General features: G+C 72.7%; 24 protein-coding genes. 14 read left to right on the top strand and 10 right to left on the bottom strand.

The features are described 5' to 3' along the window. Window positions 1–10: 10 nt before the first annotated feature. Together ACIBK9_RS31710 and ACIBK9_RS31705 are read left to right on the top strand one after the other, a co-directional pair. Window positions 11–1006 carry a LacI family DNA-binding transcriptional regulator gene (locus tag ACIBK9_RS31710; RefSeq protein ID WP_358283308.1) on the top strand — a complete coding sequence of 332 codons (996 nt, stop codon included), beginning with the start codon at window positions 11–13 and terminating at the stop codon, window positions 1004–1006. After that, entirely contained in the window at window positions 993–1889 is an 897-nt protein-coding gene (locus ACIBK9_RS31705; protein ID WP_397162413.1) for a phosphotransferase, read from the top strand. Before ACIBK9_RS31710 ends, ACIBK9_RS31705 begins: the two co-directional genes overlap by 14 nt. Window positions 1890–1913: 24 nt before the next feature. Here ACIBK9_RS31705 and ACIBK9_RS31700 read toward each other — a convergent pair whose 3' ends face one another. Then, the gene (locus ACIBK9_RS31700; RefSeq protein ID WP_397162412.1) at window positions 1914–2675 is read right to left on the bottom strand and encodes an SDR family oxidoreductase; all 762 of its coding nucleotides are present in this window, start codon (window positions 2673–2675) and stop codon (window positions 1914–1916) included. 82 nt (window positions 2676–2757) lie between these two features. Between ACIBK9_RS31700 and ACIBK9_RS31695 the strand changes: the two genes are divergently transcribed. After that, a complete protein-coding gene (locus tag ACIBK9_RS31695) occupies window positions 2758–3630 on the top strand; it encodes a LysR family transcriptional regulator (RefSeq protein ID WP_397162411.1) in 873 nt (290 codons plus the stop codon). Window positions 3631–3644: 14 nt separating this feature from the next. On the opposite strand, the gene ACIBK9_RS31690 is transcribed toward ACIBK9_RS31695, so the two are convergent. From ACIBK9_RS31690 to ACIBK9_RS31680, 3 genes are all read right to left on the bottom strand, one after another. Further along, window positions 3645–4280 (bottom strand): hypothetical protein, encoded by a 636-nt coding sequence (locus ACIBK9_RS31690; RefSeq protein WP_397162410.1) that lies wholly within the window; start codon window positions 4278–4280, stop codon window positions 3645–3647. Window positions 4281–4328: 48 nt separating this feature from the next. Beyond that, the gene (locus ACIBK9_RS31685) at window positions 4329–5318 is read right to left on the bottom strand and encodes a LacI family DNA-binding transcriptional regulator (RefSeq protein WP_397162409.1); all 990 of its coding nucleotides are present in this window, start codon (window positions 5316–5318) and stop codon (window positions 4329–4331) included. 191 nt (window positions 5319–5509) lie between these two features. After that, entirely contained in the window at window positions 5510–6382 is an 873-nt protein-coding gene (locus ACIBK9_RS31680; protein WP_358283296.1) for a PfkB family carbohydrate kinase, read from the bottom strand. Between the two features lie 190 nt (window positions 6383–6572). Between ACIBK9_RS31680 and ACIBK9_RS31675 the strand changes: the two genes are divergently transcribed. From ACIBK9_RS31675 to ACIBK9_RS31660, 4 genes are all read left to right on the top strand, one after another. Continuing rightward, entirely contained in the window at window positions 6573–7313 is a 741-nt protein-coding gene (locus ACIBK9_RS31675) for a hypothetical protein (RefSeq protein WP_358283294.1), read from the top strand. 173 nt (window positions 7314–7486) lie between these two features. Then, window positions 7487–8170 (top strand): DUF4344 domain-containing metallopeptidase, encoded by a 684-nt coding sequence (locus ACIBK9_RS31670; protein ID WP_397162408.1) that lies wholly within the window; start codon window positions 7487–7489, stop codon window positions 8168–8170. 17 nt (window positions 8171–8187) lie between these two features. Then, the gene (locus ACIBK9_RS31665; RefSeq protein ID WP_397162407.1) at window positions 8188–8889 is read left to right on the top strand and encodes a maleylpyruvate isomerase family mycothiol-dependent enzyme; all 702 of its coding nucleotides are present in this window, start codon (window positions 8188–8190) and stop codon (window positions 8887–8889) included. A 12-nt stretch (window positions 8890–8901) separates the two neighbouring features. Then, window positions 8902–9294, top strand: coding sequence for a DUF6343 family protein (locus tag ACIBK9_RS31660; RefSeq protein WP_397162406.1), 393 nt, complete (start codon window positions 8902–8904; stop codon window positions 9292–9294). Here ACIBK9_RS31660 and ACIBK9_RS31655 read toward each other — a convergent pair. From ACIBK9_RS31655 to ACIBK9_RS31645, 3 genes are all read right to left on the bottom strand, one after another. Continuing rightward, window positions 9202–9441, bottom strand: a complete 240-nt coding sequence (locus ACIBK9_RS31655) for a DUF3040 domain-containing protein (protein WP_358283286.1) — start codon at window positions 9439–9441, stop codon at window positions 9202–9204. The two genes, ACIBK9_RS31660 and ACIBK9_RS31655, sit on opposite strands and share 93 nt — an antisense overlap. A 154-nt stretch (window positions 9442–9595) precedes the next feature. Then, window positions 9596–9841: a type B 50S ribosomal protein L31 gene (locus ACIBK9_RS31650; RefSeq protein WP_358283284.1), complete on the bottom strand. Its 246-nt coding sequence runs from the start codon at window positions 9839–9841 to the stop codon at window positions 9596–9598. Window positions 9842–9869: 28 nt separating this feature from the next. Further along, window positions 9870–10631: an SDR family NAD(P)-dependent oxidoreductase gene (locus tag ACIBK9_RS31645; RefSeq protein WP_387668184.1), complete on the bottom strand. Its 762-nt coding sequence runs from the start codon at window positions 10629–10631 to the stop codon at window positions 9870–9872. Between the two features lie 75 nt (window positions 10632–10706). Between ACIBK9_RS31645 and ACIBK9_RS31640 the strand changes: the two genes are divergently transcribed. Both ACIBK9_RS31640 and recQ read left to right on the top strand, forming a co-directional pair. Continuing rightward, the gene (locus ACIBK9_RS31640; protein ID WP_358283280.1) at window positions 10707–11927 is read left to right on the top strand and encodes an MFS transporter; all 1221 of its coding nucleotides are present in this window, start codon (window positions 10707–10709) and stop codon (window positions 11925–11927) included. A 64-nt stretch (window positions 11928–11991) separates the two neighbouring features. Next, on the top strand, window positions 11992–13854 hold the full coding sequence (recQ, locus tag ACIBK9_RS31635; protein ID WP_397162405.1) for a DNA helicase RecQ: 1863 nt from the start codon (window positions 11992–11994) through the stop codon (window positions 13852–13854). 193 nt (window positions 13855–14047) lie between these two features. On the opposite strand, the gene ACIBK9_RS31630 is transcribed toward recQ, so the two are convergent. Beyond that, window positions 14048–14635: a TIGR03086 family metal-binding protein gene (locus tag ACIBK9_RS31630; RefSeq protein ID WP_397162404.1), complete on the bottom strand. Its 588-nt coding sequence runs from the start codon at window positions 14633–14635 to the stop codon at window positions 14048–14050. Window positions 14636–15362: 727 nt separating this feature from the next. Here ACIBK9_RS31630 and ACIBK9_RS31625 point away from each other — a divergent pair. Next, entirely contained in the window at window positions 15363–15662 is a 300-nt protein-coding gene (locus ACIBK9_RS31625) for a hypothetical protein (protein WP_397162403.1), read from the top strand. Window positions 15663–15771: 109 nt separating this feature from the next. Here ACIBK9_RS31625 and ACIBK9_RS31620 read toward each other — a convergent pair whose 3' ends face one another. After that, entirely contained in the window at window positions 15772–16584 is an 813-nt protein-coding gene (locus tag ACIBK9_RS31620; protein ID WP_397162402.1) for a lysophospholipase, read from the bottom strand. Between the two features lie 74 nt (window positions 16585–16658). On the opposite strand from ACIBK9_RS31620, the gene ACIBK9_RS31615 reads away from it, so the two are divergent. The 4 genes from ACIBK9_RS31615 to ACIBK9_RS31600 are packed head-to-tail and all read left to right on the top strand — an operon-like array spanning window position 16659 to window position 18923. Next, window positions 16659–17147 (top strand): methylated-DNA--[protein]-cysteine S-methyltransferase, encoded by a 489-nt coding sequence (locus ACIBK9_RS31615; RefSeq protein WP_387668202.1) that lies wholly within the window; start codon window positions 16659–16661, stop codon window positions 17145–17147. Further along, window positions 17144–17845: a 2OG-Fe(II) oxygenase gene (locus tag ACIBK9_RS31610; RefSeq protein WP_397162401.1), complete on the top strand. Its 702-nt coding sequence runs from the start codon at window positions 17144–17146 to the stop codon at window positions 17843–17845. The genes ACIBK9_RS31615 and ACIBK9_RS31610 overlap by 4 nt, the downstream gene beginning before the upstream one ends. Beyond that, window positions 17842–18285: a hypothetical protein gene (locus ACIBK9_RS31605; protein ID WP_397162400.1), complete on the top strand. Its 444-nt coding sequence runs from the start codon at window positions 17842–17844 to the stop codon at window positions 18283–18285. The genes ACIBK9_RS31610 and ACIBK9_RS31605 overlap by 4 nt, the downstream gene beginning before the upstream one ends. Further along, window positions 18282–18923, top strand: coding sequence for an alpha-ketoglutarate-dependent dioxygenase AlkB family protein (locus ACIBK9_RS31600; RefSeq protein ID WP_397162399.1), 642 nt, complete (start codon window positions 18282–18284; stop codon window positions 18921–18923). Before ACIBK9_RS31605 ends, ACIBK9_RS31600 begins: the two co-directional genes overlap by 4 nt. Here the strand turns inward: ACIBK9_RS31600 and ACIBK9_RS31595 are convergent. After that, complete coding sequence (locus ACIBK9_RS31595; protein ID WP_358283265.1) at window positions 18889–19587, bottom strand: helix-turn-helix domain-containing protein; 699 nt, start codon at window positions 19585–19587, stop codon at window positions 18889–18891. The genes ACIBK9_RS31600 and ACIBK9_RS31595 overlap by 35 nt on opposite strands. Between the last annotated feature and the right edge of the window lie 24 nt (window positions 19588–19611).

The raw sequence follows: 19611 nt of genomic DNA, 5'->3' as shown, positions 1-19611 counted from the left end.
TGGTGCAGTCATGAGACGCCCGACGCTGGAGGCGGTCGCCGCCCGCGCGGGCGTCTCCCGCGCGACCGCCTCCAGGGTCGTCAACAACCAGACGACCGTCGCGCCGCACATCCGCGACGCCGTGCAGCGCGCCATCGACGAGCTGGGCTACATCCCCAACTCGGCGGCGCGCAGCCTGGTCACCCAGCGCACCGACTCGGTCGCGCTGGTCGTCAGCGAGCCGGGCACCCGGGTCTTCTCCGAGGACCCGATGTTCTCCACGGCGATCAGGTCGGCCAGCTACGAGCTGGAGGCGGTCAACAAGCAGGTCGTGCTGATGCTGGCCTCCTCGCCCAAGAGCCACGCCCGGGTGGAGCGGTACATCTCGGGCGGTCACGTCGACGGCGTCATGCTGATCTCCATGCACGGCGCCGACCCGCTGCCGGCCGCGCTGTCGCGCCTGCGCGTGCCCGTGGTCTCCTACGGGCGGCCGGCCGTGCCGGTCGACATCCCGTTCGTGGACAACGACAACGTGGGCGGGGCCGAGGCGGGCGTCCGGCACCTGGTCGAGTCCGGGCGGCGCAGGATCGCCACCATCGCCGGCCCGCAGGACATGATCGCCGGCCAGGACCGGCTGACCGGCTACCGCAACGTGCTGCGCGACTCCGACCGCCGCTCGATCGTGGCCGTGGGCGACTTCACCCGGGAGTCGGGCGCGATCGCGATGCGCCAGCTCCTCGGCGACGACCCCGCGCTCGACGCCGTGTTCGTGGGCAACGACCTGATGGCGGTCGGCGCGCTCCAGGCGCTGCGCCAGGCCGGGCGGCGGGTGCCCGACGACGTCGCGGTGGTGGGGTTCGACGACATCGAGGCGGCCAAGTACACCGAGCCGCCGCTGACCACGCTGCGCCATCCGATCGCCGAGCAGGCGGCGGCCATGGTCCGGCTGCTGCTCGGCCTGTTCGAGGGCGGCTCGCGGGAACCGGTGATCCTGCCGACCGAGCTGGTGGTCCGTGAGTCGGCCTGAGCCCGCCGGCGCCGCCCGGGTGATCCCCGCCGGCGAGGCCGTGGCCGCCGCCGTCGCGGTGGCCGAGGCGCACGGCGTCACGGTGCGCGAGCCCGTCGTGCTGAAGGACTCCTACAACCTGCGGATCCACCTGCGTCCGGCGCCGGTCGTGGCGCGGGTGCCCACGGTCACCGCGCTGGCCCGGCTCCGGCCCGAGGAGGCGATGCGGCGGGAGCTGGCGGTCGTGTCGTTCCTGCACGAGCTGGGGGCGCCGGTCGTGCCGCCGAGTGACCTGCTGCCCGCGCGGGTGCACGAGAGCGGCGGGGCGCTGGTGTCGTTCTGGCGGCACGTCGAGCACGACGGGTCGCGGCCGGTGACGCCCGAGGTGTTCGGGCGGGCGCTGCGCGAGCTGCACGAGGCGCTGCGCGGCTATCCCGGCGCGCTGCCGCGCCTCGGGCCGGTCCTCGACGAGACCGGGCACCTGCTCCGGGTGCTCTCCGCCGACCTGGAGCCGGCGGTGTCCGCCCGGCTCGCCGAGGCCCGCGCCGGGCTGGCGGCCCGGCTGCCGGACGGCGGGCAGGCCGTGCACGGCGACGCCCATCCGGGCAACCTGCTGGTCACGCCCGACGGCCTGCTGTGGAACGACTTCGAGGAGACCACGTACGGGCCCGTGGGCTGGGACCTGGCCTGCCTGCTCGGCACCGTGCGGCTCGACGGCCACGCGGCCGTGCGCGCCTACGGCGCCGACCCCGGTGACCCGGCCCTGGCGGTGTTCGCCGAGGCGCGGGCCCTGCAGGCCGTCCTGTGGACGCTGGTCAGGGCGCGGCGCTTCCCCGAGGAGCGGCCCGCCGCCCGCGCCGTCCTCGACAGCTGGTTGCGCGACCCCACCGGCCGTTCTCGCTGACCGGGCCCGTGCTCAGACCCGTTGTCAGACCGGCACGACGCCCTGCGCCGGGCCGAGGAAGTAGCCGCCGGTGGCGTCGAGCACGTGGCCGGTGATCCACCGGGCGTCCGGCCGGGCCAGCAGGGCCACGGCGTCGGCGATGTCCTCAGGACGGCCGATGCGACCGAGCGCGGTGACCTCGGTGACGCGCCGCTCGGCGACGCCGTCGTGGTCCTCGCGCAGCCAGGCGTTCATGTCGGTCTCGGTGACGCCCGGGGAGACGGTGTTCACGGTGATGCCGCGCGGGCCGAGCAGCGGGGCCAGGGTGAAGCCGAGCGTGTCCAGCGCGCCCTTGGTCATCGAGTACACGACGTCGGGCAGCGCGATGCGCACGACCGCCGAGGACACGTTGATGATCCGGCCGCCGTCGTTCAGCAGCGGCAGCGCCCGTTCGATGACGAAGTACGGCGCCCGCACGTTCACCGCGAACACCCGGTCGAACTGCTCGGGCGTGACCGAGTTCAGCACTCCGCCCAGGATGGCGGCGTTGTTCACCACGATGTCCAGCCGGTCGTCGCGCAGGCCGTCGAACAGGGCGTCCACGCCGTCCTCGAAGGCGGCCCTGACCGCGTACGCCTGTCCGCCGGCGTTCTCGATCTCGGCGACCGTCTCCTTCGCCAGGTCGTCGTTGGTGGCGTAATGGACGATCACCCGGGCGCCGCCGGCGGCCAGGCGGCGCGCCACGGCCCGTCCGATGCCGCGCGAGGCCCCCGTGACCAGCGCGGTCCTGCCTGCGAACTCACTCATGACGTGCTCCTTCATCGGTGGAGCTCCATCGTGCGGCGGGGACGTCACGGGCGTCCAAGACCGGCTGTTATAGCTTCTTGCTATGGATGCCCATATCCGGGATCTGCGGTATTTCGTGGCGGTCGCGGAGGAGTTGAGCTTCACGCGGGCGGCCACCGAACGGCTGTTCATCTCCCAGCCCTCGCTGAGCAGGCAGATCAGACAGCTTGAGCTGTCCATGCGGGCCAGGCTGTTCGACCGCGACCGGCGGACCGTCGCGCTGACCGACGCCGGGGCCGCGCTGCTGCCGCTGGCCCGGCGGATCATCGAGCAGTGGGAGGACGCGCGGCGCGCGGTGGCCTCGGCGCGCGAGGAGCGCACGCTGACCGTGGGGTTCCAGACGCGGATCGGGCGGGGACTGGTGCCGTCCATCGTGGAGGCGCTGCCGGGGTGGGAGCTGCGCTTCCGCCAGATCACCTGGGCCGACCCGACCGTGGGACTGGGCGACGGACAGGTGGACGTCGCGGTCGCCTGGCTGCCCGTCCCCGGCGACGGCGTCTACGACTGGACGGTGGTGAGCACCGAGGAGCGGTGGGTGGCGCTGCCCGCCGGGCACCGGCTGGCCGGGCGGGCGGAGATCGGGCTGGCCGAGCTGGCCGGCGAGCCGTTCGTCGCGCTGCCGCGCACGGCGGGGCCGATGCGGGACTTCTGGCTGGCCGCCGACCGGCGCACCGGCCCGGCGCTGGTCGGGGCGGAGGCGGAGACGGCGGAGGAGGCGTTCGAGGTGGTGGCGTCCGGGCGGGCCGTCGCGCTGGTCTCGGCCGGGAACGCCGAGCTCTACCGGCGCGACGACGTGGTGGCGCGGCCGGTGACCGGGCTGCCGCCGAGCAGGCTGGCCATCGTGTGGCGGCGCGACGACCGCAGGCCGTCGGTAGGCGCGCTGGTACGGGAGTTCGTCCGCTGCCTGTGCCCGTGACACGGCGCCCAGGGTCAGGTCGGGATGGTGGCGCGGGCCTCCTCGACGTGGGCGGCGACGCGGTCGGCGCCGCACGACTCGGCCAGGGCGCGGGCCACGTCGGCGAGCGCCAGGGCCTCGTCGTGCCGTCCCTGGGCGACCGCGATGTGGATCAGCCCGACCTGGTTGGACGCGACCCCGGCCGGCGACCCCAGCTCCCGGCGCAGCCGCGACGACTCCGTCAGCCTCTCGCGCGCCTCGTCGAGCCGCCCGGACCGGTGGGCCGCGATCCCCTGGTGCCTGAGCACCTCCGCGAGCGTGACCAGGTCCCCCGTCTCTGCGGCCAGTTCCCCGGCACGCCGGAGGAGGGGCAGCGCGCGGTCGAGATCGCCTGCGACGACCTGGTGGTAACAGCCCTCCCAGAACGCCGACTCCCCCTCGCCGCGCCGGTCGCCGACCGCCCTGAACAGCGCGCCGGCCCGTTCGAACAGCGGCAGCTCGCGCGGGTCCGCCTCGCCGCCCTGCACGAAGCGCACGTGCAGGACCCGGCCCCTGGCCAGGCACAGCGCGGCCTCGACCGCGTCCAGTTCACGGTCGGACGCGGCGAGCGCGGCGTCGTCCCCTGCGTAGATCCCGCGTTCGTAGAGCCCTTTGGCCCGCTCGATCCACATTCGCCCGAATGTACGGGAAGTGGGGGCCCGGCGCACGTGAGGGCGAGGTCAGCCGCGAGCCCGCGCCGTCGAGGCCCTGACCACCAGCTCCGGCTCGAACAGCAGCTCGTCGGCGGGCACCACGGCCTTGTCGATCTGGGCCACCAGCAGGTCGACGGCGGCCCGGCCCATCGCGTCGATCGGCTGGCGGACCGTGGTCAGCGGCGGCTCGGTGCAGTTCATCAGCGCCGAGTCGTCGAAGCCGATGACCGAGACGTCCCCCGGCACGGCCAGGCCGGCCCGCCTGGCCGCCCTGACTGTGCCGAGCGCGAGCAGGTCGCTGGCGCAGATCACGCCGGTCACGCCCTGCTTGACCAGCCTGGACGCGGCCGCATGCCCGCCTTCCAGGGAGAACATCGTGTGCTCGACGAGCTTCGGGTCGCCGCCCCGGGCCTGGAACGTCTCCAGCTTGCGCCGGGAGGGCATGTGGTCCTTCGGGCCGAGCACCATGCCGACGCGTTCGTGGCCGAGCGCGCGCAGGTGGGACAGGGCCATCTCGGCGGCCACCACGTCGTCGCAGGAGACCTGCGGGAAGTCCAGCCGCTCGACGGCCGCGTTGACCAGGACGGTCGGCAGCTTGCGCTCGTGCAGCAGCTCGTAGTGGTCGTGCGAGGCGTCGGCCTGGGCGTAGAGGCCGCCGGCGAAGACCACGCCGCTGACCTGCTGCTGGAGCAGCAGATCGACGTAGTCGGCCTCGGAGACGCCGCCGACCGTGCGGGTGCAGAGCACGGAGGTGAAACCCTGCTGGGCCAGCGCGCCGCCGACGACCTCGGCGAAGGCGGGGAAGATCGGGTTCTGCAGCTCGGGGAGCACCAGGCCGACCAGGCGGGCCCGGTCGCCGCGCAACTGGGTGGGACGTTCGTAGCCGAGCACGTCGAGCGCGGTCAGCACGGCCTCGCGGGTGGCGTCGGAGACCCCCGGCTTGCCGTTGAGCACGCGGCTCACCGTCGCCTCGCTCACCCCGACCTTCTTCGCCACCTCTGCGAGTCGTCGCGTCATGCGCAAACTATACGGCCTTGCGCGCAAGCGCTTGCGATCACTTACGTAGCCTCCGCAGTCCCTTCCCGCTCCCGCCCAGGACGGCCTTCCCGGCAATTTCCGCGCATCGGACGGCGGAATTGCGGGGTGCCGCACGACAATGGCCAGTCAAATGTTTGCGCAATCACGTCAAGCGGTTGCGAAATTCTGCGTCACAGCTCCGCCCTGGACGGCAAGCCTTGCCAGTCGCTCACACTCGTCATCGCCGCCGCGCTCAGCAGCGCGCCCCGGTGCAGCCGTTCCTGCGGCGTGAGGCCGTCGAGCGCGGCGCTGATGTAACCGGCCGCGAACGCCTCGCCCGCGCCCGCCATGTCCACGACGGGCACCTGCGGGACGGCCACGTCGTAACGCATGCGATCGGCGCGCACGCTGGCGCCCTTGGCGCCCCGGTCCACCACGACCTCGCGCTCGGGGGTGAGGGCGGGCTTGACCAGGTCCAGCTCGTCCTGGGCGAGGAAGAGCAGGTGGGACCGGCAGGCCAGCTCGCCGAGCACCTCCTCGGCCTCCCGGACCGAGGGCCACAGCTCGGGCACGTAGTCGACGGAGAAGGAGATCATCACCCCGGCCGTCCGCGCCGCGCTCATGGCGGCGTGCACGGCGTCGAGCGCGTCCCTGCTCAGGGCCGCCGTGACGCCGGTCACGTGCAGCATCTTGGCGGCGCCCACCCGGTCCATCGGCACGTTGCCGGGCGACAGCCGGGACCCGGCCGAGCGGGTGCGGTACTGGGCGGTCACCGGCTCGCGGCCGACGCGCACCTCCCTGAGCACCATCCCGGTCCGCGCCCCTTCGACCACCCGCACGTCCTCGACGTCCACGCCCTCGCCCCTGAGCACGGTCAGCGCCCTGGCGCCCAGCTCGTCGTCCCCCACCCGGGCGGCGTACGCGCATCGGTGACCCAGCCTGGACAGGGCGATCACCAAGGTGAACTCGGGGCCGCAGACGTCCAGCCTGGCCTCGTTCTCGTGCCGCACCCGGCCGCTGGAGACCACCCCGAGCGGCTCACCCAGCGCGTAGACGTCCGTCATGAGCCAGACTGTAGTTGGTCACGACTACGCCGAATGATTTTTTCGCATAAGTCCTGGTTAGGACCGTGATCAAATATTTTCTGTATCTTTAGCGAACCTTTTCCCCAACTCGTGCCTCAAAGTAGTAGAGGAAGCCGGCGCGCCCCGGCGCCGGCTTCGAGTCGATACGGGGAGAGGAATCAGCACCCTCATGAGAAAGATCGCAGTAGGAATCATCACCGCCTTCGTCGGCGGGGCCATGTTGGTTTCCGGCGCGGGCGCCGCCTCCGCCACCGCTACCAGGCACGCCACGGAACTCAAGATCCGTGACATCACCCCCAACCCGGTCGTGGTGAAGGCCGGCAGCGAGACCACCGCGTACTTCGACATCGGGGCCAGCTCCGACGTCCAGAAGGTCACGCTGAGCGTGTCGCCGGAGGGCGACGTCCGCACCTTCCGCGCCAAGGACGTCAAGGACCTCGAGGGCTGGCGCTTCGCCGTCCCGTTCAACGAGGGCGACTTCGCCGGCAAGTGGAAGGCCACCGCCGTGGCCTTCGACAAGGACAACAAGCAGGTCGCCACCGACTCCGCGTTCTTCAACGTCGAGATCCAGAAGGGCAAGGCCGACACCCGCATCACGCGCTTCACGGCCGACCCCTACAAGGTCCGTCAGGGCCGCTCGATCTACTTCTCCGGTCGCCTTCAGGTCGATGACGAAGGCTGGGAGGGTCTGCGCGGCGAGAAGGTGAGCGTCTACTACCGCGCCAACGGCTCCAGCGGCTGGAAGTGGGTCGCCTCGGCCAAGACCTCCTGGGGCGGCAAGTTCGCCACCAAGACCCGCGCCTGGAAGAGCGGCACGTTCAAGGCCGTCTTCGAGGGTGACGACGAGCTCAACAGCTCCGAGAGCCGTCGCGACTACGTCAAGGTCTACCGCTCCTGGCACCACCGCTGATTGATCGCCGAGGCCCGGTTCCCCTGGTGGGAGCCGGGCCTCCGGCTTTTCCGGATTCTTTTTGCCGCCGGAGAGGTTTATCGATCAGCGGATCGCCGCATGGACTGTCCCATTTGCAAAGGAGGCGGCCCGCCGCCTCGCGGACACCGCGTCGATCCGACAGGAGCCCCCGTATGCCCCACCCCCTGATCGCCCTCGTCCTGAGCCTGACGAGCACGTTGGGGGCGGCCCCTTCGGTCCGTTACGAGCCCGCCGGCACGGCCCGCGAGCAGCACGCCAGGAAGCTCCTGAAGGACAGCGGCGTGCTGCGCACCCGGCTCGGCGGCGTCCAGGTCGTCGCCCGCGGCTGCGACGCGCCCCGCGCCACCTGGAACGGCGACCGGCGGCGGATCACGATCTGCTACTCGCTGGTCGCCAAGATCGACCGCACGCTCACCGGCGTCTCCGAGACGGAGGAGGCCGACCGGCGCACCGCCGCCGCCCGCGTGGACGGCGCCCTGGCCGCCCTCTACCACCACCAGCTCGGCCACGCCCTGGCCGCGCTCAACGGCCTGCCCGCCGACGAGCCGCAGGCCGACCGGTTCGCCGCGCTGACGCTCGCGGCGCGCGACGGCGGCCACGTCGTGGCCGCCGCCGAGGCCCGCCACCTGCTGGCCGCCCACACCCATGCCGACCATCTGTCGGGGACGGCCGCCTCCGCCACGTTCGCCTGCCTCCTGTACGGCGCCGACCCCGTCAAATACGCCCGCATCGCCAAGGGCGGCTGGGTGCCGGCCGAGCGTGTCCCGTCGTGCCGCGCCGAGTACGAGCGGGCCAGGGCGGAACTGGGGTCGCTGGCAGTGAAAGTCGGGGCCTGAGGGGTACGTCCGGATGTATGGCTGAGGAGCTGCTCAGAGACTTCGACCCGTTCGACATCTTCGACACCGAGGCGGCCCGGCTCGACCGGTTCTTCGACGGGCTCGACGAGGCGGGCTGGGCGCGTCCGTCCCGCTGCGCCGGGTGGTCGGTGCGCGACGTGCTGGCCCATCTGGCGGGTGAGGAGGCGTACAACCACGCCTGTCTCGACGGCACCGTGCAGGAGCTGCTGACCCGGGTGGCCGCCGAGGGGGTGACCGGGTTCAACGACTTCAACGAGTGGTCCGTACGGCAGCGCCGCGACCTGCCCGTCGAGGAGGTGCTCCAGGAGTGGCGCACCAAGAACGGCGAGACGCGCGAGCGCATGCGCGCCCTCGGCCCCGACGCGCTGATCGACACGGCGGCGGGCCCGTACCCGGTGGGGTTGCAGACCTTCCACTACGACTCCGAGTACGCCACCCACGCCGACGACGTCGGCGCGCCGGTGGCGCCGGAGGAGATCGACGACCGGACGTTCTGGCGGGTCGCCGTCGGGCGCTTCGTGCTGGCCGAGCAGGAGTCGAGGGCGCAGGTGGAGCAGACGGCCGAGCAGATCTGGGTGAGCGTCGACCAGGGCAGCGCGTCGCTGTCGTACCCGGAGTTCGTGGAGGCCACCGTGGGGCGGCTGCCGACCGACGGGCTCGACCCGCGGGTCGCCGCCGCGCTGCGGTGCCTGGCCTGAGAGGAGAGCGGGATGTGGCTGCGCAACCGCGCGGGCACCGAGCCGGTGACGGCGCGCAGCCCACTGCGCGCGAGGCGGGTGCTGTCGTGGATCGCCCTGGTCGTCGCCGCTGCCGCGGCCGTCTTCTTCGTGACCCGCGCGATGGCCACCGGCCGGCAGGTGTGGGTCTGGGAGGCCGCCCTGGCCGCCGCGGTGGCCGTGGTGGCCGCCGTGGACCTGGCGGTGCTCAGACGCCGGCGCGCCGGCCCGTCAGGCGGCGGGCACGCCCGGTCGGCCGGGGAGCACGGCGGGTCAGGTGACGGGCACGGCGGGTCAGGTGGTGAGCACGGCCAGCAGGAGCAGCAGGATCACCGCGGCGGCCACCCCGAAGATGATCCAGACATGGGTCAGCGCCCACACCCGTAGCCGGTCACCGCAGGCCTGCGGGTAGTCGATACCGTCGGACTCGATCCTGTTGATCGCCGCCACGCGCCGGGCCAGTTCGGGGTCGTCCCGTTCGAGGCCCTGCTCGATCTCAGCGAGGATGCGGCGTTCCCTTCCAGAGAGACCCATCGCGATCACCATTGCTCCCACGCCGGTGAAAGCCTTGTACCCACCAGTAGCCCCAGCATGCCCGCCCGGCTCCTCCTTGGCGTGACATGCCGAAACCCCCGGCCGTTCCGGCAGGAAGGCGCGGAACGGACGGGGGCGGGTCAAGCCTTGGCTGTCATTTCTTGCCGTAGCGCTGGTTGAAGCGCTCGACGCGGCCCTCGGTGTCGAGGACGCGGCTGCGGCCGGTGTAGAACGGGTGGCTGGCCGACGACACGTCGACGTCCACGACCGGGTAGGTCCTGCCGTCCTCCCACTCGACGGTCCTGCCGCTCGTCAGGGTCGAGCGGGTGAGGAGGGCGAAGCCGGCGCTCGGGTCGCGGAAGACGACCGGACGGTACGAGGGGTGCAGGTTCTTCTTCATGCCCCTCTCAACCGGATGGCAATGGTTTTCATTCCCTCGCTTCGGGGTCCATCCCGAGGACGGTCCGGCCGCCGTCCACGGGGATCGTCGCCCCGTTGACGAACGAGGCGTCCGGCGAGAGCAGGTGCGCCACGACCGCGGCCACCTCGCCGGGGAAGGCGACCCGGCCCAGGGGGTGCACCCTGGCCATCTGGCGCTCGACGTCCACCACTTCGTCCGCGGTCCTGGAGGCCAGGAAGTCCTCGTAGCGTTCGGTGGCCACCGAGCCGGGCGCGACGGCGTTGACCCTGATGCCGTACCGGCCGTACTCGACGGCCAGCGACCTGGTCAGGCCCTCGGTCGCGGCCTTCGCGGTGGCGTAGGGCAGGCTGCCGGGCACCGCCCGCGTGGCCTGGTGGGAGGTGACGTTGACGATCGCGCCCGGCGTGCCCGCCGCGAGGAAGCGGCGGACGGCGACCGCGCAGCCCACCAGCGCCAGGTCCAGGTTGGCCGCGATCAGCTGCCTGACCTCCGCGATCGGGGCGTCGTGCACGGAGGCGTCACGGAAGATCGCCGCGTTGTTGACCCAGCCCGCCAGTGTGCCGGCCTCCTCGGCCCGGTCGGCGGCCCAGGAGACCAGCTCCTCGTCGGCCGCGTCGCCCACCACGGGGATGACGCGGGGGCCCGTCCAGGACAGCGAGCCGCCGTCGCGGTCGATGACGACGACGGTGTCCTTCTCCCCCAGGAGCCGCTGGACCACGGCCTTCCCGATGCCACGCCCGCCGCCGGTCACCACGTAGGAAAGACTCATGCGTCCGACGCTACTCCGTCCCGGAGTGACCCTTGTCACCGTATTTCCGGCTGGTGAACGGGAACGAACCAATGCGTGATCGCCATACCCGGTCCGAGGTCGCCGGCCCGCGTGGTCGGGGCGCTCGCGATCACGCAGACGGCCGGCTACGGCGTGCTCTACTACGCGTTCTCGGTGTTCATCCCGCCGATGGCCCGTGACCTGCGGACCGGGGTCGCCCAGCTCACCGGCGCGATCACGGTGTCGGTGCTGGTGTCCGCGCTGGTGGCCCCCTTCGTCGGACGCTGGCTCGACCGGCACGGCGGGCGCGCGCTGATGACGGCCGGGTCGCTGCTGGGCGGGCTCGCGGTGCTGGCCTGGTCGCAGGTGCGCACCGTGACGCAGCTCTACCTGGTGTGCGCGGCGCTCGGGATCGCCTCGGCCATGGTGCTCTACGAGGCCGCCTTCGCGGTGATCGTCGCCTGTTTCGACCCGGCCAGGCGGGCCCGCGCGCTGCTCGCCGTGACGGTGGTGGCCGGGTTCGCCTCCAGCATCTTCCTGCCGCTGACGGGGTTCCTCGTGGACCGGTACGGCTGGCGGCAGGCGCTGGTCGTCCTGGCCGCCGGGTACGCGCTGACGGCCGTGCCGCTGCACGCGCTGGCCGTGCGGGGGCGGGGGGCGTCCGCGCCGCCGGCCCGGCGTCGCGCGATCGTCGGCTCCGCGCTGCGCGAACGGCCGTTCTGGCTGCTGGTGGCCGCCTTCCTGGCCCAGACGGGCGCGGTGGCGGTCATGGGGGTGCTGCTGGTGACGTATCTGATCGCGCTCGGGCATCCGCCTTTGTTCGCGGCGAGCGTGGCCGGGCTGCTCGGCGTGTTGTCGGTGACCGGGCGGCTGGTCACGACGGGGCTGCAGAGCCGGTGGCCGGTGGCGCTGGTCACGGCGGCGATGTTCGCCGTTCAGGGGGTGGCGGCGCTGCTGCTGCCGCTGGCGGGCGACAGCGTGGCGGGGGCGATCGCCGGGGTGGTGCTGTTCGGGCTGGGGTTCGGGGTGGCCACGATCGCCCGTCCCGCCCTGCTGGCCGACCGGTACGGCACGGCCGCGTACGCGACGCTGAGCGGCGCGCTCGCCCTGCCCGTCACGGTGTCCAAGGCCGTGGCCCCGCTGCTGTCGGCGGCGGTGGCGCAGGTCGCCGGATACCCGGCGGTGATGGCCTCGGTGGCGGCGGCCTGCGTGCTCGGAGCGCTCTCGCTGGTGGCCTACGATCGGTACGGGCGGGCGCCGGAGCGACAGGCCGCGCTGCCCGCCGAGCCGACCTGAGACCCGCGGTCCGCCGTCGGCGGAACTGACGGAACGTCGGCCGACGACCACGTAAGGTAGCCGCATGGATACCCCCACCGAGGCTCTCCACCGCGTCTTCGGTTACGACTCGTTCAGGGCGGGTCAGCAGGAGATCATCGACCACGTCGTCGCCGGCGGCGACGCGCTGGTGCTCATGCCCACCGGCGGCGGCAAGTCGCTGTGCTACCAGATCCCGGCGCTCGTGCGCCCGGGGGTGGGGGTCGTCGTCTCGCCGCTGATCGCGCTCATGCAGGACCAGGTCGACGCGCTGCGCGCGCTCGGCGTGCGGGCCGGTTTCCTCAACTCCACCCAGGACTTCGACGAGCGCCAGCTCGTGGAGGCCGAGTTCCTGGCCGGCGAGCTCGACCTGCTCTACCTCGCCCCCGAGCGGCTGCGCGTCGAGGCCACGATGCGGCTGCTGGCCAAGGGCGAGATCTCGTTGTTCGCCATCGACGAGGCCCACTGCGTGGCGCAGTGGGGCCACGACTTCCGCCCCGACTACCTCGCCCTGTCGGAGCTGCGCGAGCGCTGGCCGCAGGTGCCGCGCATCGCGCTGACCGCCACCGCCACCCCGGCCACCCACGCCGAGATCTCCACCCGGCTCGGCCTCGACCAGGCCCGTCATTTCGTGGCCGGCTTCGACCGGCCCAACATCCACTACCGCATCACGTCCAAGAGCGACCCCAAGCGGCAGCTCCTCGACTTCCTGCGCACCGAGCACCCGGGCGACTCCGGCATCGTCTACTGCCTGTCTCGCTCGTCGGTGGAGAAGATCGCCGCGTTCCTGGCCGACCACGGCATCGCGGCGGTGCCGTACCATGCCGGGCTCGACGCCCGCACCCGCGCCGCCCACCAGTCCCGGTTCCTGCGGGAAGACGGGCTGATCGTGGTCGCCACCATCGCGTTCGGCATGGGCATCGACAAGCCCGACGTGCGTTTCGTCGCCCACCTCGACCTGCCCAAGTCGGTCGAGGGCTACTACCAGGAGACCGGCCGCGCCGGGCGCGACGGCCTGCCCGCGACCGCCTGGATGGCCTACGGCCTGCAAGACGTCGTCCAGCACCGGCGCATGGCCCTGGAGGGCGACGAGGCCCACCGCCGCCGCCAGGTCCTGCACCTCGACGCCATGCTGGCGCTGTGCGAGACGGCCGGCTGCCGCCGGGTCATGCTGCTCGACTACTTCGGGCAGAAGGGCGCCGAGCCCTGCGGCAACTGCGACACCTGCCAGAGCCCGCCCGAGTCCTGGGACGGCACGATCGCCGCCCAGAAGCTGCTGTCCACCGTGCTGCGGCTGAAACGGGAGCGCGGCCAGAAGTTCGGCGTCGGGCAGGTGGTCGACATCCTGCTCGGCAAGAAGACGGCCAAGGTGCTCCAGCACGGCCACGACTCGCTGAGCGTCTTCGGCGTGGGCACCGACCTGGGCAACGCCGAGTGGCACGGCGTGGCCCGGCAACTGCTGGCGCAGGGCCTGCTCGCGGTGGAGTCCGACCACGGCACGCTGGTGCTCACCGACGCCAGCGCCGACGTGCTGCGCGGGCAGCGGGAGGTGCCGTTGCGCCGCGACACGGCCCGTCCGGCGTCCCGGTCGTCCAGGTCGTCGTCCGGGTCGTCGTCCGGGTCGTCGTCCGGGTCGTCCGGGGCGAAGGGCCAGCCGGCCGCCGAGCTGCCCGCCGAGGCGGCGCCGCTGTTCGAGCGGCTGCGGGCCTGGCGGGGCGCGGTCGCCAAGGAGCAGGGCGTGCCCGCGTACGTCATCTTCCACGACGCCACACTGCGGGAGATCGCCACGTTGTCGCCGTCCTCGCTGGCTGAGCTGAGCAGGGTCAACGGGGTCGGGGAGAACAAACTCGCCAAATACGGGGACCAGGTCCTGGAGGTCGTCGGGGCTGCGGCCGCCGAAGACGCCTGACGCCGTCCCGCTCAGCTCCGGAGGGCCACGGTTCGGGGTGATGGCGACGGCCGCACGAAGAACGGTCGTCGCCATCACGCTGGCCGACCTGGTCGAGGCGCGTGGCCCGCGACCGGCCGGACGGATGCCGGGCCCCGGTGTCCCTCTTTGATCGTACGGGGTGCCGCCGCCGGGTGGGGGGCCGGTCATGCCGTCAGTTCGGCCGGCGGCCGAGGTAGGCGAGGAGGTGGTCCTGGGCGGTGCCCAGCGGGGGCGGCCGCAGCCGGGCGCCGAACCGGACCGGGCGGTCCTCGTCGGTGACGAAGAGATGGGCCAGGTCCAGCAGCTCTTCGGCGAGGGCGTGCGGGATCGGGCGGTGTTCACCGCAGGCCCGCGCGATGTCCCAGCCGTGCACGGTGATCTCGATGGCGCCCGCCGCGGCCACCATCGGCGTCGTCATGGGCACGTCCCCCACCGCGACCATCCCGGCCTGGATCGTGCCCGTCCACGTGCCGAGCACCTCCGTCGCGCCGTCCCTGAGCAGCAGCGCCGGGTTCCCGCACACCGGCCCGCCGACCGGCACGGGCCTGCGGGCGGGGGCGATGCGGCCGAGCGCGGCCTCGTTCAGGGCCTCGAAGGAGTCCTGCATGTGGTCCAGGAGCTCCTGGAGGTTCCAGCGGGAGCACGGGGTGGGCCGGCACAGGACGTGTGGGCTCACCACGCGCAGGCTGCCCAAGGTGTAGTGGATGGCCCTCTCCAGCAACGCCACCCCTGCCGTCAACGCCCGCGCCCGTTCGTCCATGTCGCCTCCTCGGTTCATACAGACCGCACGGAAGTCCAAAAATCATCGCCCCACCACCGACCGCCACACCCACTCCCGAATTGCCAACCTTGGGGCGGGTGGGCGTGGAGCGGGCGGCGCATGTCCCGTTGGAACCTCTGGGCGGGTGGGCGTGGAACGAGCAGCGCATGTCCCGTTGGAACCTCTGGGCGGGTGGGCGTGGGGCGGGTGACGTAGGTCCCAGTGGAACCTTTTGGGGGCGTGGGGGGTAGGTGAGGGCATGAGGAAGATGGCGGTGATTTCGGTGGCGGTGCTGCTGGCAGGGGTTGGATGTGCCGGAGGTGGCGGTCCTGGGAGGGGGGCGGGGGCGAGTGGTGGTGCCGGGGCCTCGTTCGGAGGTGCGGGGAGCAGCGCGGACTCCTCGGTGAGTGCGTCTTCGGGGATCCCAGCAGGCGAAGGTGGGAGCGGGAGCCCAAGCCCGACCGCCGATGCCGCCCCGGCGCCCGTCTCCAACCTGAGCACCGAGGCCAACCGGGCTCCGGACTCGGGGCCCGGACTGAGCACCGATGCCGGCTCCCTTCCCGGCCCGAGCCTGAGCCCTGCCCCCACCCAGAGGACCGACACGCGGCCGAGCCCTGGAGCTGGGGTGGAGTTCGGTGGGAGGGGGAGGTCGAGTGCCAAGGGTGAGCGGGTGGGGTGCCGGGGGGCGTTGGTGGTCGGCGGGGGTGGGTTTCCGGAGGTGCGGGGGGTGTCGGCGGACGCCGAGGTGTGGGGGTTGTTGTTCGTGTCCAAGCTGCCGCTTCGCCGGAAGGAGACCACCAAGATCGTGTGGCGGATGACCGGGGACGGGCCGCTTACGGTCAGGGCGTCCCTTCCTGACGGCACCGCCGCCCGCCTCGCCTGGGGGCCCGAGGAGCACGGCGGGTCGTCCTGGCACCGGCCGGGGGACGAATGGGGCACCGGCCTCGTCTTCCCCAAGCCCGGCTGCTGGAAGATCGAACTCAGCCGCACCCACGGCAAGGGCCACCTCTGGCTACCGGTCGCCTGACACCACCCGGCGACCCACCGCACAACTACGCCTGGCTACCGGCCGGTCAGCGCCCAGCGAGCCCCTCCCTGGCTGCCGGTGGCCCACCAGTCAGGGGCTGTAGCCCTCGTTACCGGTTGCTCAGGGCTCGGTCTACGAAGGTTTGGAGGTCGGTGAGGACCTCGTCCTTGTTGGTTTCGTTGAAGACCTCGTGGCGGGCGCCGGCGTAGATGCGTTCGGTCAGGTCGGTGCCCCTGACCGCCTCCACCCCGACCCGGCTGCCGGCCAGCGGTACGAGCTGGTCGTCGTCGCCGTGCACCCACAACGTGGGCAGGGCGCCGAACGTGCCGCCCTTGGCGATGGTGTCCAGCATCGCGGCGAACGCCTCCACCGTGGCCCGCTTGAACGGCCCGTGCCAGACCAGCGGGTCGTCCGCGTACGCCGCCCCCACCGACGGGTCGCGGGAGAGCGTGGCCGGGTCGATGGGGATGTCGGGCAGCTCGTCGAGCGCCATCAGCGCGGGGATGACCGCCCACTCGCCGATCACCGGGCCCGACAGCACCAGCGCGGTCAGGCCCTCGGCGTAGCGCTGGGCGTACCGGGCGGCGATCATGCCGCCCATGGAGTGGCCGATCAGCACGACCGGGACGCCGGGGTGGTCGGCCCTGGCGCGCTCCTCGACGGCGTGCACGTCGGTCACGACGTCCTCGAAGTCCTCGACGAGCACGCGTTCGCCCGCCGACCTGCCGTGGCCCATGTGGTCGAGTCCGTAGACGGCGGCGCCGTGCCGGACGAGACGGTCGGCGACGTACTCGTAGCGGCCGATGTGCTCGCCGTATCCGTGGACCAGGAGGGCGAGGTAGCGCGGCCGGTCGTGCGGCCATTCGCGGACGACGTTCAGCCCCCGCGTGCCGGTGAAGGTGTGCTCTCGCGACTCGGCCATGAACTTCCTCTCCCATCCAGCCACGACGTCCGAAAACCGCTGACTTCCGCGGGCGCGCCGGTGTTGTAGAGAGTATGGACATCCACACCATCATCGACAGTCCGCTGGGCGAGATTCTCCTCGTCGGCGACGGCGCGGGACGGCTGACCCGCGTGTCGTTCGACGTGGGCGCGCCGCCCGGACGCCGGGAGCCGGCCGCCTTCGGGGAGGCCGAACGGCAGCTCGGCGAGTACTTCGCGGGCGGGCGCACCTCGTTCGACCTGCCCCTGGCCGCCCGCGGGACGGCGTTCCAGCAGCGGGTGTGGGCCGAGGTGGCGGCGCTGCCGTACGGGACGACGACCAGCTACGGCGAGCTGACCGCCCGCGCCGGCGTGGCGCGGGACCGGGTCCGCGCGGTCGGCGCGGCGATCGGCGCGAACCCGCTGCTCGTCGTGGTCCCCTGCCACCGGGTGGTCGCCGCGGACGGCGCGCTGACCGGCTACGCGGGCGGCCTGGAACGCAAGTGCGACCTGCTCACCCTCGAAGGCGTCCTGCAGCCGCAGCTCTGGAGCGTGTCGTCATGACGCCGCAGGTCGACGGGGCCGACTGGCAGCGGCTGGCCGGTGAGCTCGACGCCCACGGCTGCGCGCTGACGCCGCGGCTGCTCTCGCCCGGGGAGTGCGCGGAGATCTCCGGCCTGTACGACGAGGCCGGCCGGTTCCGCTCGACGGTCGACATGGCCCGCCACCGGTTCGGCTCCGGCCAGTACCGGTACTTCCGCCGGCCGTTCCCGCCGCTGGTCGAGGAGTTGCGGGCGGCGTTCTATCCGCAGCTGCTGCCGATCGCCCGCGACTGGGCGGCCCGGCTGGGGCAGCCCGCGCCCTGGCCGGACGACTTCGCCGAGTGGCTGGACAGGTGCCACGCGGCGGGACAGACCAAGCCGACCCCCATCCTGCTGCGCTACCGGGAGAACGACTGGAACGCGCTCCACCGCGACCTGTACGGCGACCTCGTGTTCCCGCTGCAGGTCGTGATCGGGCTCGACCGGCCCGGCGAGGACTACACGGGGGGCGAGTTCCTGCTGGTGGAGCAGCGGCCGAGGGCCCAGTCGCGGGGCACGGTGACCGCGCTGCCGCAGGGTCACGGGCTGATCTTCACCACCCGCGACCGGCCGGTGCGCTCCTCGCGCGGCTGGTCGGCCTCGCCGGTGCGGCACGGGGTCAGCACCGTGCGTTCGGGGCTGCGGCACACCCTCGGCCTGGTCCTGCACGACGCGGCATGACCAGCGTGCGAACGGCGGAGCTGGACGCGCTGCTCACCCTCGTCCGGGCCCAGCGCCCACGGGCGCGGGCCGTCGTCGTCGGCCACGGCCGGGACGGCGCCCGCCTGGCCGAGGCGTTCGCCGACGCCTGGGACGGGACGGTGCTCGCGGTGGTCGCCTGGCCGGAGACGGCGGCGTCGTGGTTGCGCCAGGCCAGGCGGTTCACGGCGGGCGAACCGGACGCCTGGGTGGTCGCGGGCGCGCCGGCGGGATGGGCCGGGATGAGCGAGCGCCTGCGCCGCAGCACCGACTGGGATCCGCGCCGGACGTACGGTTCGGCGGCCACGGCCCGCGCGGTCGCCATGGCCGCTCCTGGGACACTGGAAGGCATGCGCGGAGCCGACGCCGACGGCACGACATGGCGAATAGGACGAAACCTGATATTTCGGGAACCATCATGATCCCGCTGCCCATGCGGGAGTTCGCGCCTGGCGCGGTGCACGTCCCCGGCTGGCTGTCCCTCGCCGAGCAGCAGGACCTGGTGCGCGCCTGCCGCGCGTGGGCGACCGGCCCGGTGCCGATCCGGCACACTGTTCTGCCCGGCGGCGGCGTGATGTCGGTGCGGACGGTGTGCGTCGGCTGGCACTGGCAGCCGTACCGGTACACGCGGCTGGCCCACGACGTGAACGGGCGGCGGGTCGCCGCGTTCCCCACGTGGCTCGGCGGCCTCGGCCGCCGCGCGCTGGCCGACGCCTACGGCCGCCCGGACGACGGCTACGACCCCGACACCGCGCTGGTCAACTTCTACGACGGCCAGGCCAGGATGGGCATGCACCAGGACAAGGACGAGCGCTCCGACGCCCCGGTGGTGTCCCTGAGCGTCGGCGACACGTGCCTGTTCCGCTTCGGCAACACCGAGACGCGCGGCAAGCCGTACACGGACGTCGAGCTGGCCTCGGGTGATCTGTTCGTGTTCGGCGGCGCGTCCCGCTTCGCCTATCACGGCGTGCCGAAGGTCTACCCGGGCACCGGCGACCCGGCCACGGGCCTGGCCGCCGGGCGCCTCAACGTGACGATGCGGGTGACGGGTCTTCGATGAAGTAGTCGAACTGGTCGTCGGTGAGGGTGCGGCGCAGGATGCGCAGGACCTTGCCCGGGTCGTCGTGCGGGCCCGGGGTGTAGAAGGGCTTGCCGTCGCGGCCGAAGGTGATGGCCGAGCCGCCCTCCCACTTGCCCAGCAGGTCGCTGACGGGCGAGAAGTCCTCGTGGGGCTCGAAGCCGAGGGTGCGCGCGTAGTCGATCGAGCCGAAGACCAGGTGCTGGGCCAGCTCGATCGGCACCTCCTGGTAGCCCGCGTACTCGCCGAAGAAGTATTCGCGGAACCTGCGCAGGTCGCGCTCGTCGAGCACGTCGGGGCCGATGGTGTTCTTGATGCCGAGGCAGTAGACGTCGGCGAGGTAGCCGCAGACGGTCATCCGGTCCCAGGTGTGGCGCCGGGCGACCAGCACGCACACCATGCCGCCGGCGCCCGACTCCGGGGCCTCGTCGATCCAGCCCTTGGACGGGTCGACGCCCAGCCCGGCGCTCCAGCCGACGTTCATCCAGCAGCCGACCACCTCGGGCTCGGCCGACGTCACGTTCTCGGCGGCGATGGCGCGCACGAGGGGCGCGACGACCGACGGCGACACCTTGAGCGCCCGCGCGATCTCCTTGGGAGACCTGCCCTGGGCGCGCAGCTCGCGTACCTGATCCTTCAACTCCACACGCGGCAGCCTAGCGCCCGGCGT

Source organism: Nonomuraea sp. NPDC050227, from assembly GCF_044459705.1.
Taxonomy (GTDB): Bacteria; Actinomycetota; Actinomycetes; order Streptosporangiales; family Streptosporangiaceae; genus Nonomuraea.
The sequence above is the reverse complement of the archived record's forward strand: the minus strand, read 5'-3'. Positions and strand labels throughout refer to the sequence as shown.

Coding starts and splice junctions, on each gene's coding strand:
- ACIBK9_RS31620 (WP_397162402.1), bottom strand. CDS start 16,584: ATGGCCGAGTCGCGAGAGCACACCTTCACCGGCACGCGGGGGCTGAAC.
- ACIBK9_RS31660 (WP_397162406.1), top strand. CDS start 8,902: ATGTGGCTGCGCAACCGCGCGGGCACCGAGCCGGTGACGGCGCGCAGC.
- ACIBK9_RS31630 (WP_397162404.1), bottom strand. CDS start 14,635: ATGGACGAACGGGCGCGGGCGTTGACGGCAGGGGTGGCGTTGCTGGAG.
- ACIBK9_RS31650 (WP_358283284.1), bottom strand. CDS start 9,841: ATGAAGAAGAACCTGCACCCCTCGTACCGTCCGGTCGTCTTCCGCGAC.
- ACIBK9_RS31665 (WP_397162407.1), top strand. CDS start 8,188: ATGGCTGAGGAGCTGCTCAGAGACTTCGACCCGTTCGACATCTTCGAC.
- ACIBK9_RS31670 (WP_397162408.1), top strand. CDS start 7,487: ATGCCCCACCCCCTGATCGCCCTCGTCCTGAGCCTGACGAGCACGTTG.
- recQ (WP_397162405.1), top strand. CDS start 11,992: ATGGATACCCCCACCGAGGCTCTCCACCGCGTCTTCGGTTACGACTCG.
- ACIBK9_RS31600 (WP_397162399.1), top strand. CDS start 18,282: ATGATCCCGCTGCCCATGCGGGAGTTCGCGCCTGGCGCGGTGCACGTC.
- ACIBK9_RS31710 (WP_358283308.1), top strand. CDS start 11: ATGAGACGCCCGACGCTGGAGGCGGTCGCCGCCCGCGCGGGCGTCTCC.
- ACIBK9_RS31655 (WP_358283286.1), bottom strand. CDS start 9,441: ATGGGTCTCTCTGGAAGGGAACGCCGCATCCTCGCTGAGATCGAGCAG.
- ACIBK9_RS31645 (WP_387668184.1), bottom strand. CDS start 10,631: ATGAGTCTTTCCTACGTGGTGACCGGCGGCGGGCGTGGCATCGGGAAG.
- ACIBK9_RS31680 (WP_358283296.1), bottom strand. CDS start 6,382: ATGACGGACGTCTACGCGCTGGGTGAGCCGCTCGGGGTGGTCTCCAGC.
- ACIBK9_RS31610 (WP_397162401.1), top strand. CDS start 17,144: ATGACGCCGCAGGTCGACGGGGCCGACTGGCAGCGGCTGGCCGGTGAG.
- ACIBK9_RS31690 (WP_397162410.1), bottom strand. CDS start 4,280: ATGTGGATCGAGCGGGCCAAAGGGCTCTACGAACGCGGGATCTACGCA.
- ACIBK9_RS31615 (WP_387668202.1), top strand. CDS start 16,659: ATGGACATCCACACCATCATCGACAGTCCGCTGGGCGAGATTCTCCTC.
- ACIBK9_RS31700 (WP_397162412.1), bottom strand. CDS start 2,675: ATGAGTGAGTTCGCAGGCAGGACCGCGCTGGTCACGGGGGCCTCGCGC.
- ACIBK9_RS31675 (WP_358283294.1), top strand. CDS start 6,573: ATGAGAAAGATCGCAGTAGGAATCATCACCGCCTTCGTCGGCGGGGCC.
- ACIBK9_RS31695 (WP_397162411.1), top strand. CDS start 2,758: ATGGATGCCCATATCCGGGATCTGCGGTATTTCGTGGCGGTCGCGGAG.
- ACIBK9_RS31685 (WP_397162409.1), bottom strand. CDS start 5,318: ATGACGCGACGACTCGCAGAGGTGGCGAAGAAGGTCGGGGTGAGCGAG.
- ACIBK9_RS31605 (WP_397162400.1), top strand. CDS start 17,842: ATGACCAGCGTGCGAACGGCGGAGCTGGACGCGCTGCTCACCCTCGTC.